The organism is Maritimibacter dapengensis (assembly GCF_019218265.1).
Lineage (GTDB): Bacteria > Pseudomonadota > Alphaproteobacteria > Rhodobacterales > Rhodobacteraceae > Maritimibacter > Maritimibacter dapengensis.
On record NZ_JAHUZE010000001.1, the window covers coordinates 413,508 to 425,279 of the forward strand.

Annotated in this window: 14 protein-coding genes; 3 read left to right on the plus strand and 11 right to left on the minus strand. The window is 61.7% G+C overall.

Annotation, left to right across the window (positions count from 1 at the left end; translation table 11 throughout):
• Window positions 1–205: 205 nt before the first annotated feature.
• The 8 genes from sdhA to KJP28_RS02120 form a co-directional block, all read right to left on the minus strand.
• A complete protein-coding gene (gene sdhA / locus KJP28_RS02085; RefSeq protein WP_218390570.1) occupies window positions 206–2,011 on the minus strand; it encodes a succinate dehydrogenase flavoprotein subunit in 1,806 nt (601 codons plus the stop codon).
• Between the two features lie 12 nt (window positions 2,012–2,023).
• Window positions 2,024–2,401: a succinate dehydrogenase, hydrophobic membrane anchor protein gene (sdhD, locus tag KJP28_RS02090; RefSeq protein ID WP_218390571.1), complete on the minus strand. Its 378-nt coding sequence runs from the start codon at window positions 2,399–2,401 to the stop codon at window positions 2,024–2,026.
• A gap of 1 nt (window position 2,402) precedes the next feature.
• Window positions 2,403–2,795, minus strand: a complete 393-nt coding sequence (gene sdhC, locus KJP28_RS02095; RefSeq protein ID WP_218390572.1) for a succinate dehydrogenase, cytochrome b556 subunit — start codon at window positions 2,793–2,795, stop codon at window positions 2,403–2,405.
• Between the two features lie 176 nt (window positions 2,796–2,971).
• Complete coding sequence (locus tag KJP28_RS02100) at window positions 2,972–3,772, minus strand: DUF4344 domain-containing metallopeptidase (protein WP_218390573.1); 801 nt, start codon at window positions 3,770–3,772, stop codon at window positions 2,972–2,974.
• Window positions 3,773–3,779: 7 nt separating this feature from the next.
• Window positions 3,780–4,814 (minus strand): MaoC family dehydratase, encoded by a 1,035-nt coding sequence (locus KJP28_RS02105; protein WP_218390574.1) that lies wholly within the window; start codon window positions 4,812–4,814, stop codon window positions 3,780–3,782.
• A 1-nt stretch (window position 4,815) separates the two neighbouring features.
• Complete coding sequence (locus tag KJP28_RS02110; RefSeq protein ID WP_218390575.1) at window positions 4,816–5,019, minus strand: DUF1737 domain-containing protein; 204 nt, start codon at window positions 5,017–5,019, stop codon at window positions 4,816–4,818.
• 9 nt (window positions 5,020–5,028) lie between these two features.
• Window positions 5,029–5,574 carry an NnrU family protein gene (locus tag KJP28_RS02115; RefSeq protein ID WP_218390576.1) on the minus strand — a complete coding sequence of 182 codons (546 nt, stop codon included), beginning with the start codon at window positions 5,572–5,574 and terminating at the stop codon, window positions 5,029–5,031.
• A gap of 3 nt (window positions 5,575–5,577) precedes the next feature.
• On the minus strand, window positions 5,578–6,432 hold the full coding sequence (locus tag KJP28_RS02120) for an HpcH/HpaI aldolase/citrate lyase family protein (RefSeq protein WP_218390577.1): 855 nt from the start codon (window positions 6,430–6,432) through the stop codon (window positions 5,578–5,580).
• 297 nt (window positions 6,433–6,729) lie between these two features.
• Between KJP28_RS02120 and KJP28_RS02125 the strand changes: the two genes are divergently transcribed.
• Complete coding sequence (locus KJP28_RS02125) at window positions 6,730–7,044, plus strand: hypothetical protein (RefSeq protein ID WP_218390578.1); 315 nt, start codon at window positions 6,730–6,732, stop codon at window positions 7,042–7,044.
• 3 nt (window positions 7,045–7,047) lie between these two features.
• Here KJP28_RS02125 and KJP28_RS02130 read toward each other — a convergent pair whose 3' ends face one another.
• The gene (locus KJP28_RS02130; protein WP_218390579.1) at window positions 7,048–7,800 is read right to left on the minus strand and encodes a sulfite exporter TauE/SafE family protein; all 753 of its coding nucleotides are present in this window, start codon (window positions 7,798–7,800) and stop codon (window positions 7,048–7,050) included.
• A gap of 153 nt (window positions 7,801–7,953) precedes the next feature.
• Here KJP28_RS02130 and mdh point away from each other — a divergent pair, with 153 nt between their 5' ends.
• Window positions 7,954–8,916, plus strand: a complete 963-nt coding sequence (gene mdh, locus KJP28_RS02135; RefSeq protein ID WP_218390580.1) for a malate dehydrogenase — start codon at window positions 7,954–7,956, stop codon at window positions 8,914–8,916.
• A 20-nt stretch (window positions 8,917–8,936) separates the two neighbouring features.
• Here the strand turns inward: mdh and KJP28_RS02140 are convergent, their stop codons facing one another.
• The gene (locus KJP28_RS02140) at window positions 8,937–9,986 is read right to left on the minus strand and encodes a glycosyltransferase family 2 protein (protein WP_218390581.1); all 1,050 of its coding nucleotides are present in this window, start codon (window positions 9,984–9,986) and stop codon (window positions 8,937–8,939) included.
• Window positions 9,983–11,140 (minus strand): glycosyltransferase family 2 protein, encoded by a 1,158-nt coding sequence (locus KJP28_RS02145; protein ID WP_218390582.1) that lies wholly within the window; start codon window positions 11,138–11,140, stop codon window positions 9,983–9,985. Before KJP28_RS02145 ends, KJP28_RS02140 begins: the two co-directional genes overlap by 4 nt.
• Before the next feature lie 26 nt (window positions 11,141–11,166).
• Here KJP28_RS02145 and KJP28_RS02150 point away from each other — a divergent pair, with 26 nt between their 5' ends.
• A complete protein-coding gene (locus tag KJP28_RS02150) occupies window positions 11,167–11,736 on the plus strand; it encodes a TetR/AcrR family transcriptional regulator (RefSeq protein ID WP_218390583.1) in 570 nt (189 codons plus the stop codon).
• Window positions 11,737–11,772: the final 36 nt, after the last annotated feature.

Here is an 11,772-nt window from a genome sequence, read left to right on the forward strand (position 1 = left end):
AACAGGTCGCCGTTCCGACCCAAGCAGCAGGCCGAAACGTGCGCGGCGACCGCCGCGTCGGTCCACCGCACCCCACGAGGCCCCGTCATGGAGCCCCGCAACATAGGGGTATTGCAGCAGAATACGGCGGAAATTGCCTTCAAACGTGGCTTTTCCGAGACCTGTGGACCAGCGCACCCTGGGGTATGTCCGAGGACATTGCGCATCAGAACGTGCGGGCCTTCGGTGCAATCTTCTTCAACGCGATGCCGCCTGCATCTTCGGTCGTCAGCGGGTCGAGGATCACCGGGCGATAGCTCAACGCCACCTTGTTGCCTTCGACACGTGCGATGGTGTGCTTGCGCCATTCGTCGTCGTCGCGCGAGGAATGATCCTCGGACGCATGCGCGCCCCGGCTTTCCTTACGCGCTTCGGCGCCGGTGATGGTGGCAAGCGCGTTGGGCATGAGGTTCGTCAGTTCCAGCGTTTCCATCAGGTCCGAGTTCCACACGAGGCTGCGGTCGGTCACTTTGAGATGGTCCAGCTTGGCGGCGATGTCGGTCATTTTGGCGACGCCGGCTTTGAGGGTTTCGTCAGTGCGGAACACCGCTGCGTCTTCCTGCATCGTGCGTTGCATTTCTAGGCGAAGATCGGCGGTGGGCGTGCCACCGCTGGCGTTGCGCAGACCGTCGAACCGCTCGAGAGCCTTGTCGATTTCCGAAACACGCGGCGTCGGCACGGAACTGTTGCGGTCGACCACGTCGCCCGCGCGGATGGCGGCGGCCCGGCCGAACACGACAAGGTCGATCAGCGAGTTGGACCCGAGCCGGTTCGCACCATGAACACTCGCGCAGCCAGCTTCGCCCACTGCCATGAGCCCCGGCACGACTGCATTTGGATCGTCCTTGGTCGGGTTCAGAACCTCACCGTAATAGTTGGTCGGGATACCGCCCATGTTGTAATGCACGGTCGGCAGAACCGGGATCGGTTCCTTCGTGACGTCCACGCCTGCAAAGATCTTTGCGCTTTCCGAAATGCCCGGAAGCCGTTCGGCGAGCGCTTCGGCAGGCAGGTGGCTGAGGTTCAGGTGGATGTGGTCGCCGTTCTCGCCCACACCACGGCCCTCGCGGATTTCCATGGTCATCGAGCGGGACACGTAGTCGCGCGGGGCGAGGTCTTTGTATTGGGGCGCGTAACGCTCCATGAACCGTTCGCCTTCGGAATTGGTGAGATACCCACCTTCGCCGCGTGCGCCTTCGGTGATAAGGCAGCCGGAGCCATAGATACCGGTCGGGTGGAACTGGACGAACTCCATGTCCTGAAGCGGCAGGCCGGCCCGCGCCACCATACCGCCACCGTCGCCGGTGCAGGTGTGGGCGGAGGTCGCCGAGAAATAGGCGCGGCCATATCCGCCGGTGGCCAGCACGACCATCTTGGCAGCGAAAACGTGCATCGTGCCGTCATCGAGCTTCCAGCACAGAACGCCTTCACACTTGCCGTCCTCCGACATGAGAAGGTCGATAGCGAAATACTCGATATAGAACTCTGCGTTGTTCTTGAGCGACTGGCCGTAAAGCGTGTGCAGGATCGCGTGGCCGGTCCGGTCGGCGGCGGCGCAGGTGCGCTGCACCGCGGGGCCCTCACCGAACTCGGTCGTGTGGCCGCCAAAGGGCCGCTGGTAGATTTTGCCTTCTTCGGTGCGCGAAAACGGCACGCCGTAATGCTCGAGCTCATAAACGGCGGCGGGCGCTTCGCGGGCGAGGTATTCCATCGCATCCGTGTCGCCGAGCCAGTCGGAGCCCTTCACGGTGTCATACATGTGCCACTGCCAGTTATCCGGACCCATGTTCGACAGCGAGGCGGCGATTCCGCCTTGTGCGGCGACCGTGTGCGAGCGCGTCGGAAACACTTTGGTCACACAGGCGGTCTTCAGCCCCTGTTCGGCCATACCCAATGTGGCACGCAGGCCAGCACCGCCAGCACCCACGACAACAACGTCATATTCGTGCGTTTCGTATTCGTATTCAGCCATGTCTTATGTCCTTCAGGCGCCCAGCGAGATGCGGATCACGGCGTAGGCGCCGATCAGTGCGAACAATGTCGAAAGCAGCCGCATGGCGATGATGAGGATCATCCCGAGCCGGCCATGCACATAGTCTTCGATCACCACTTGCACGCCCTGAAAAAAGTGCAGGGACACGGTCACGAAAAAGGCGATCGCGATGACGGCGTTGACCGGATGGGCATAAGCCGCCCGGACTTCTTCATACCCGTCACCCAGATTGTATGCGAAGGGCAGGACGAAAAGCGGCACCAGAAAGAGAAGCGCGATGGCGCTCAGCCTTTGTTCCCAGAAATGCCCGGTGCCTTGTTTGGCCGAACCCAGGCCTTCGACGCGTTTGCGGTCGGTCAGAAATCTCATCTTAGCCTCCAATCGCGATCCAGAGTGTGATGATCGTCATCACGACCATGAAGGCCAGTCCGATCATCGCGGACCGGTTCGAAGCCTTCTGCCCCAGGTGGCTGCCCGTGTCCCAGACGAGGTGCCGCACACCGTTGGCGAAGTGCAGCCAAAGCGCGACGGTCGACAGGGTGAAAACCAGTATTCCGAACCATGATGTCAGAACGGCGCTCGCCGTCTCGAAGTATTCCGGTCCGGTCGCGAGTGCGAGGAAATACCAGACGATGAGGATGGCCGCGAAAGCCAGCGCGACGCCCGTGATGCGGTGCAGGATCGAAAGCTTGGCATTCAGGGGGAGGCGATAGACTTGAAGATGCGGCGACAGCGGACGCGTTTCGTTGCTGACGTTGGCCATGGCTCTTCCTTCGTAGCTATTGGCGGTTGCGGCATACCAATACGCATATCGTGGCGAGAGTCACGTGGGGATTGGACAAAAAGCGGTGCGGTGAACGCTAACGGCGTTCAAAAATCCATCTTGTGATCACATTTTGCGGGCTAGTGATCACAAAAATTCCTGTGATCTGGGCATTCCTATCTCAATTCCCGCGCCCGCGATGCCAGATCGTTCGCAAGCTCGGTGCAAATCTGGATTTCCGCGTAATCCGGGTCGTAATAGGCGTTGGATTGGCCACAGGGGATAACGCTCACGTTGATCGTTGCCGGAAGCTGTATCGTTGCGTTCACCTCGTCCACGACACTGGTCACGAACCGGGCGAGATGGCTTTCGGGTTCAGCCACCCAATCCATGCGCAGGCTATTACCCGGCGTGCTCGTTGCATGAGCGTCAAGCACGATGCCCCAGGCACGGGCCGTCTGTTCGTATTCGTCTTTACAGGTTTCGACCCGCTCTTCCGGTAGCGACGAAAGCTGGAGAATATCGCGACGTGTGTCCGGACCGGAGCCGTAAACCATGCATGAGAAGTTGTAGTAGCGTTGCAGGTCCGGGCCATGCACGTCCCACAGGTCGAGATCGCCGACGGTCTGGCCAGAGCGGTCGGCGAACCAAAGGTAATTCGCTGCAATCAAGGGAGCCATCTGCATGATCTCGCCATCGCTGTGAAGCCGGTTCATCATCACCACCGCGAACATGTCGGCGGCATATTCCTCCGGCCCGTAAATCGGGAGGTCGATGGCGTCGATCAGCGCGTGGGCGAGTTCATGATACAGCGTTTCGGCAACGTTCGCTTCGACATAGGACAGGACCGGATCGCGCCGTGCGGCGTCCTGTTGGGTCGGCGGTATTCGAGCGCGCGTGTACGTGTCCTTCGACGACTGCCCCACAGCGGGCAGGGCGAAAGCGAGGCTCAGAAGGATCGCAGAGGTCGCGCGCATGGCGCAATCAAGTCGGCATGAGCGCCCAGTAGTCAAGGTCGAGCAGCACGTGAGACAGGTATTTGCCGTTCTCACCCTTCAGCGCAAAGTCGTAATGCGCGTCCTTCGTGGCCACGAGCCGCAGTCGCACCGCACCAACGCCGGGCGCATCCGTCTGGGCCTTGTCCAGCACCTCGGACCACGCGCGCACCGTGTCACCGGCAAAGCAGGGATTGGCATGGGCGCCCCCGTTCAGCCCCACGATCATCTGCGCATTTGCAAGCCCGTTGAAGGACAATGCGCGCGCCATCGAAATCACATGGCCGCCGTAGATCAGCCTCTTGCCGTCTTCGCGGTTCGTCGCGTCGAAATGCACTTTGGCGGTGTTCTGCCACAGCCGCGTCGCCGACATGTGCTCGGCTTCCTCGATGGTCACACCGTCCACGTGGTCGATCTTCTCGCCGATCTCATAGTCGCCCCAACGATGCCGCTCGCCCGCGAGCGTGAAATCGTATTGCCCGAAATCCAGGCCTTCGGGGATCACAAGGTCCGACGCCTCGAGCGCCGGCTTCAGTTCGGGGATCAGCGTGTCCGCAGCGTCGGCGTCGAGCCGGTTTTTGCGCACCATGACCCAGCGGATGTAATCGAGCACCGGTTCGTCATGCTGGTTGTAGCCGGTCGTCTGCACCCAGACCACGCCGGACTTGCCGTTGGAATTCTCTTTCAGTCCGATCACTTTGGACTCCGAGCGCAGCGTGTCGCCCGGCCAGACAGGTTTCAGCCACCGGCCCTCGGCATAGCCCAAGTTCGCGACCGCGTTCAGCGACACGTCCGGAACGGTCTTGCCGAAGACGACGTGAAACGCCGCGAGGTCGTCGATCGGTGCCGCGTCCAGCCCACAGGTCTGAGCGAACGCATCCGAGGAATACAGTGCATGACGGGCCGGGTAGAGCGCGTGATACAGTGCGCGTTCGCCCCCCGACACCGTGCGCGGCACGGCGTGCCGGATCACTTCTCCGATGCGGTAATCTTCGAAGAAGCGGCCCGAATTGGTCTTGGTCACCTTAATGCTCTCCCAGCTTGATGTCGGGGTGGTATTCGCCCGGCGCGTCCTTGGTCACGGCCTGCCCGCAACGCATCACGCCATTGGCTGCGTCGAAGGCATATGTCGGCGAGCCGTGCAGCGACCAGCCCTTGTTCAGGGCTTGCGTGACCTTGTGGCAGAACTCGGACGTGTCGTCGGCCGAGAGGAAACGATAGAGTTTCATGGCTGCTCCTTATCCGAAGGCCGGGTAGCCGAACCAGTAATGCGCCCAGGCAATCAGGCCGAAGACCACGATCGCGCCGACGATCGCGCCGATCTCCTTGCCGACCGGGAAGGGCCCCGTCGATTTCTCAGGCTTGGCCTGCTTGTTGATCAGGATGACCTCGACCACGGCCCAGGCCAGAAGACCGCCAAAGAGGACAAAAGACGGGATATCGCCGTTCACGAGGATATGTGCCAGCGCCCATGTCTTAATGCCGGTCAGTTGCGGGTGTCGGATCTTGGAGGTGATCCAGGTTTTCATGCCCGAGGCGGCGAACAGGTAAACGGCCAACAGGTTCAGGATGTTGTTGATCCCCACCGTCGCCGGGTGGCGGCCCCAAAGCACAGCGCCGTCCGCCATACGGTAGCCGATCACCATCAGCACGACACCGGCGACCACGCCGAGTGCAACCATACCCTTCGCGGCGTCTCCCATATCCGCGCGTTTGGCCGGGGCAATACGTTTGAACAGATGCGCGGCTGACCAGAGCAGCACGCCGATGATGAGAACGATCATGGCTTATCCTTCCAGATTGGCGATGGCCTCCGCTTTCGCAAGCAGCGCCTTCGCCGTCACGATATGCAGATTCTCCACGATCTTTCCATCCACGACCGCAACGCCCTGACCCGAGGCCTCGACCGCGTCGAAGGCTTCGATCTGGCGGCGCGCGAGGTCGATGTCGGCCTTTGAGGGTGCGAATACTTCGTTGGTGATGTCGATCTGGGCAGGGTGGATCAACGTCTTGCCGTCAAAGCCGAGGTCGCGGCCCTGTCCGCATTCGAAACGCAGGCCGTCGTCATCCTTGAAGGCATTGTAAACCCCATCGACGATGCAGGCGCCTGCGGAGCGTGCGGCGATGAGCGACATCTGAAGCGCGGTCTGGATTTCCGGGCGACCTGCCGAGACACGGCACCCGAGCTCCTTCACAAGGTCGTTGGTCCCCATGACGATGCCTGCGAGCCGCGGATGCCCCGCGATTTCGCGCGCGTTCAACACGCCTTCCGGCGTTTCCATCATGGCCCAGAGCGGCACGTCGGGGATCATCTGGGCGAGCGTTTCAAGGTCATAGGCGGAATTGACCTTGGGAAGCAGCAGGGCGTCGATGTCTGCACCATCCATGGCTTCGACGTCCTGACGACCCCAGACCGTGTCGAACCCATTGATCCGCACGATCTTCATCCGTTCGCCATAGCCCCCCTTGTCGAGCTCAGCGCGAAGCGTGGCGCGGGCCGCATCCTTGGCGTCCGGCGTGACCGCGTCCTCGAGGTCGAAGATGATCGCGTCGGCGGCGAGCCCGCGGGCCTTGTCCAACGCCCGTTCTTTCGAGCCGGGAATGTAGAGGACGGAGCGAACGGGGCGCGTCGATTGGGTCATGATTCTTCCCTTTGGTAATATTGTTGCGTGAAGGAACAACGCTGCGCACGAAATGGCAACCCAAAATGCGCCGCAGTGCAGAAACGGTTATTGTGAACTTTCCGCCGAACGGCGCGTTAACCATACGTAAGGAAACCTTCGAGCAAAGTTTCCCTACAGGCCGGGCGTCTGGTGCCCAATGATGGCGCACCATCGCAACCGATTGTTCGGAGCGTGGACGGGAACCGCACGGCATGACCCTGGGTCCACCGCTGGGGAGCCGGTGACGCGGTCGGACCCGACCGAAAGGACGAACCCATGAACCGGACGACCAAGACCTTCTGCGCGGCTCTCTGCGCGCTCGCCGCCACCGGCGGCACCGCTTCGGCCCAATCCCACAATTGCGCACCGCGCGACGATGTCGTCGGTCGCCTGTCGGAACAATTCGGAGAGGCGCGGCAATCCATCGGTATGACCAGCGGCAATCGTGTGGTCGAGATGTATGCTTCGCCCGATACCGGCACATGGACGATCACCATGACCTTGCCCACAGGCATCACATGCATCATCGGTGCTGGGCAGGCCTGGGAGCGTCTGGACGAAGAAGCGACGCCTGCCGGCCAGCCCATCTGACGCCTAGGTCAAAGCATCCCAGATCAGCTTAGTCCCGGTCGCGATCAGAAGCGCGTAGGTGATCGCGAAATAGACCCGCTCGGGCATGACATCATGCAGCTTCACGCCCAGCCAGACGCCGAACACGGCGACCGGGATCAGCATGACATCCGCCTTGATCGTCTGCCACGAGAAGATGCCGAGGAAGACATAAGGCACGAACTTCATCAGGTTGATCGCCCAGAACATCAGAACCGTCGTCGCCTGATAGGTCGTCTTGTCGATCTGGCGCGACAACAGGAACACCGCGGCCGGCGGCCCGCCGGCGTGGCTGACAAAGGATGTGAAGCCGCCGATCGCGCCCGCGATCCCGCCACCGAATTGACCCATAGGTGCTCTTGCTGGCCGCAACACGCCTATTTTCCGGGCAAGCTGGAACAGGACGAACCCGATCGCGACCGCGCCGATCAGGAGCCGAAACAGGTCCGGGTCGGCCCAGCGATAGAGCAGCGCGCCCAGCAGAACGCCGGGCGCAGCGCCAAGGATAAACACCCACGCCGCCGGTCCGTCCCATTTCTTCCAATAGGGTTTCAGCGCCGTCACATCCATCAGCATCAGGAGAGGCAACATCAGGCCAATCGCCTGACCAGGCTCGAGAATCAGAGCCAGCAGAGGGGTCGCCGCGAATGCTGCGCCCGACCCGAAACCGCCCTTCGAGACGCCCGCGAAAATGACGGCCGGGATCGCGATGGCGAAGAATGCCAGGTCAATTTCCACGCTGTCTCTCGCCCCCGAAGTGTCTGAACGCCTTGACCTTTAGCGGTATCATTCATTGCTGCAACCGCAAAATGCGCCCGTCCCGGCCCTTGATCACCGCTCTTATCGGGTCTAGGCAGCGATCCAGTGAAAACCTGATCGGAGATCAATCACATGGCTCGACCCAAGATCGCGCTTATCGGCGCAGGCCAGATCGGCGGCACGCTCGCCCACCTCGCCGCGCTCAAGGAACTCGGTGACGTTGTCCTGTTCGACATCGCGGACGGCACCCCGCAGGGCAAGGCGCTCGACATCGCGGAGAGCGGCCCCGTCGAAGGCTTCGACGCCGCGCTCAAGGGCACGACCGACTATGCCGACATCGCGGGCGCAGACGTCTGCATCGTGACCGCCGGTGTGCCGCGCAAGCCGGGCATGTCGCGTGACGACCTTCTGGGCATCAACCTCAAGGTCATGAAGTCCGTCGGCGAGGGCATCCGCGACAACGCACCGGACGCCTTCGTGATCTGTATCACCAACCCGCTCGACGCGATGGTCTGGGCGCTTCAGCAGTATTCCGGCCTCCCGGCGGAAAAGGTCGTCGGTATGGCCGGTGTTCTGGACTCCGCGCGTTTCCGTCACTTCCTGTCGGTCGAATTCGACGTGTCCATGAAAGACGTCTCCGCCTTCGTTCTGGGCGGCCACGGCGACACGATGGTTCCGCTCACCCGCTATTCCACCGTTGCCGGTATCCCGCTCCCCGATCTCGTGGAAATGGGGTGGACGACGCAGGACAAGCTCGACGCCATCGTCCAGCGCACCCGCGACGGCGGCGCCGAAATCGTCGGCCTGCTGAAGACCGGCTCGGCGTTCTATGCCCCCGCCGCGTCGGCCATCGAGATGGCTGAAGCCTACCTCAAGGATCAGAAACGCGTTCTGCCTTGTGCGGCTTGGGTCGACGGCGCGCTCGGCCTCAAGGGCATGTATGTCGGCGTTCCGACCGTGATCGGTGCCGGCGGTATCGAACGCATCGTCGACATCAAGATGACCAAGGACGAACAATCCATGTTCGACAACTCGGTCGAAGCCGTCAAAGGTCTCGTCGAGGCCTGCAAGGGCATCGACGGCAACCTGGGCTAAGCCCTTACCACGGTAAACACTCATGCAGGGGTCGGATCGCTTCCGGCCCCTGTTTCGTCCAGCCCGGCGAAAAGCGTCGCATACCTCGCCATCACCTCGGGCTCGCGCGAAGCAAGCGCCCGGTCGAACGCGGCAGGAGACAGATCGACGTCGATCCCGAGCCCTTGCAAGGCGGGGCGAGGGTCGAACGGTGTCTCGCTGAGCAACCCGAGGGCGTTGAGCGCGTCGATCTGGTTCGGCCCGAGCTTCTTCACACCATCGTAGAACATCGCCACGCGCTGGGGTGCTTCGGCGTTGGCCTTCAGGAACATGATCTGGCGATGTCGGAATGACCCGTCAGGCCCCTGCGGGTTCATGAAGTGAGCCTGATCCACCCGCCTTAGCATCTTCATGACGTAATGCCTCCGCGTGAGCCCGTCGAAATGCAGCAGGGCATCGTCGAGTTTGACCTCGCTCTCGAGCACGGTGCCTCCGGGTACGTCGCGTGCGTCGTGGATGTCATGGCGGAAACGCGGGCCCGCACGGAGCATGACCTTTCCCACGAGATGACCGGACAGGCCATAGCCTAGAAATTTCGCCCACCGCCCGAAATACCGTTCGCCGTGCTTCCAGTAGTCCCAGTCGCGGCGGCGGAAGACACCGTCGAAAATATGCGCCGACATCGTGTCACGGCGTTCTGCTCGCTCCATGACGCGAAGCCGGATCACATGCGTTTCCGGGTCCACGTCCCTGATCGCCGCCCCTATCTGTGCACCATCCGTGACGAACTCGTCCGCATCGGAATGCAGCAGCCAGGTGACGGCCGATCGGGCGCGCGCATGTTCGGCATTCTGTATCTGTCGTCCGGTCTGGCGGTTGCGCCGATTGCCACCATGCGCGCGTTGCCAGTAGGCGGGGTCGCAGGTCGTGACGTGGACGCCGGGAAGTGATGCGACGACCGCCTCGGCCTCGGGGTTCGGGCGGTCGAAATAGAGATGTATTTCTGACGCGCCTTGCGCCAGATGCCAGCCGGCGAAGGCGATGATGAGCGGTGCAGGTTCGTCCACGGTCGCGACGATCCCCCAGCTCATGTTCCCACCCTTCGCTTCGCGCGGCGTTTCTGGCGGACGATGGCCTGCGACCGCAACGACAATTCCCGCGCATGCAAACGGTCGAAGCCCGCCGCCGAAAAATCCATATCGAGGTGTGGCGCGATCTTCGCGACGGCGCCGGCGATATCGATGTCGGGTTCGTAAAGCAGACCGGCGTCAGCCAAAGCCCGTGCCTGTTGATGATCGAGCCGATAGAGCGCCTCGTGAACTCTGACGGCCGCACGCTCCGGGTCCGGTGCACGAAGTATCGCGCCGATCGTCGCCATGCGTTCGCGGTTCAGAAGCTCGTTCATGGCCGCGCCCTGTGCTGCGTATCGCAGGTTCTTGAGCGCCCAGTGGCGGGGCGTGATCCCGTCGAAATGGAGTATCCGGGCCGACTCAGCCGTTTTCGAGGGCCTCGGAACGCCGCCTTCCGTATCGCGTAACTTGTGTATGGCTAGGAAACCCTTACCTCTTCGCGCCATGGCTTTTCCGGCAGAATAGCCCCCCAGGCCGGCAGACAGCGCCTTCGACCGCTGTCCGTATACGGAATGAGCGAGATCGTGCCGCCCGGTCATAGGCCCGCGAAAAACGCCCTCGAACATGTCGTCACCATAAGTGTCGAGCCAGCAGCGTTCAATGTTGGGAATGTGCAACCAGTCCGCCGCATCGGTCACCTGCGCAAGTTCGTCTCCCAAAGGTTGTGGGAGCCACAGGAATTCATCCGCGTCCACATGCAGGAGCCAATCCGACCGGCTTTGCTCGAATACGTAATTAGCGTTTAAGGTCTGACGCTTAGTCTGCGTTCTTGGGGGTGACCTGTAGCCGAACTGGGCCCAGTGGCCGGCATCGCACAGCGTGACCTCCACGCCCGGAATCTCCTGCGCAACGCGCGCTGCCGGGTCATCGGGCAGATCGAAAAACAGGTGGACTTTCTGTGCGCCTTGGGCCAGGTGATGGCATGCAAATGCAACCACTAATTGTGCCGGTTCACGAAGCGTGGAAACGACGCTCCATTGCGGCTCGCGACCCGCGTCTGATGGAATGGGCTGCTCCAAGATGAGACACTTGCAATCAAAAAGTTGCGGCACCCTAGGGCGGTTTAGTATGCTGTGTCCACAAGCCGTGCTGGGCGCGACGCGGCAGAACGCCATGAGTTGGCACGAGAAAAGGGACAAACATGACGGTCAAGCGCAGGGCAGACTTCGCAGAAAATAGAATTCGCATCCTGGATGCGGCACATGAAATCTTCGTCGAGGAAGGTGTGGGCGCACCTCTCGATGCCATAGCCAAAAGGGCGGGCATCGGTCGCGCGACGTTTTTCCGACATTTTCCCGACCGTCGTGCTCTGATCAATGAAATGCTCGATCTCTTTCTGGTCAAACTCGAAGCCACCGCTTCGGAAACGCCAGCCCGGGGACAGGCCCTTTTCGGCTTGGTGCGTCACTTCTTCGACGCCATGATCGCGCATGCGCCGATCGCCGACTACCTTCGCTCGCAAAGCCGCGAGGATCCGGCTCTGCTCGATGCGATCGACAGATTCAACGCCCTTCTGAAGCCGCATGTGTCTCGGGCAATCGACGAGGGCCTCGTCGGCCCAGAACTTCGCACCAACGACATCGTCATATCGGCGGTGATGCTTTCGGCGGCCGCCACGACACCGAATATCGGTCCGGAGGGTCGCAGACGCGCGTATGAGGTGGTTTTTGCCGGTCTGAGACAGACCGAGCGTGCCCACGCCATAGCCTGACATCAGGCTCCAAAAACGAATCCGGCCCCGCGGCGT

Coding starts and splice junctions, on each gene's coding strand:
- sdhA (WP_218390570.1), bottom strand. CDS start 2,011: ATGGCTGAATACGAATACGAAACGCACGAATATGACGTTGTTGTCGTG.
- sdhD (WP_218390571.1), bottom strand. CDS start 2,401: ATGAGATTTCTGACCGACCGCAAACGCGTCGAAGGCCTGGGTTCGGCC.
- sdhC (WP_218390572.1), bottom strand. CDS start 2,795: ATGGCCAACGTCAGCAACGAAACGCGTCCGCTGTCGCCGCATCTTCAA.
- KJP28_RS02100 (WP_218390573.1), bottom strand. CDS start 3,772: ATGCGCGCGACCTCTGCGATCCTTCTGAGCCTCGCTTTCGCCCTGCCC.
- KJP28_RS02110 (WP_218390575.1), bottom strand. CDS start 5,019: ATGAAACTCTATCGTTTCCTCTCGGCCGACGACACGTCCGAGTTCTGC.
- KJP28_RS02115 (WP_218390576.1), bottom strand. CDS start 5,574: ATGATCGTTCTCATCATCGGCGTGCTGCTCTGGTCAGCCGCGCATCTG.
- KJP28_RS02120 (WP_218390577.1), bottom strand. CDS start 6,432: ATGACCCAATCGACGCGCCCCGTTCGCTCCGTCCTCTACATTCCCGGC.
- KJP28_RS02125 (WP_218390578.1), top strand. CDS start 6,730: ATGAACCGGACGACCAAGACCTTCTGCGCGGCTCTCTGCGCGCTCGCC.
- mdh (WP_218390580.1), top strand. CDS start 7,954: ATGGCTCGACCCAAGATCGCGCTTATCGGCGCAGGCCAGATCGGCGGC.
- KJP28_RS02140 (WP_218390581.1), bottom strand. CDS start 9,986: ATGAGCTGGGGGATCGTCGCGACCGTGGACGAACCTGCACCGCTCATC.
- KJP28_RS02145 (WP_218390582.1), bottom strand. CDS start 11,140: ATGGCGTTCTGCCGCGTCGCGCCCAGCACGGCTTGTGGACACAGCATA.
- KJP28_RS02150 (WP_218390583.1), top strand. CDS start 11,167: ATGACGGTCAAGCGCAGGGCAGACTTCGCAGAAAATAGAATTCGCATC.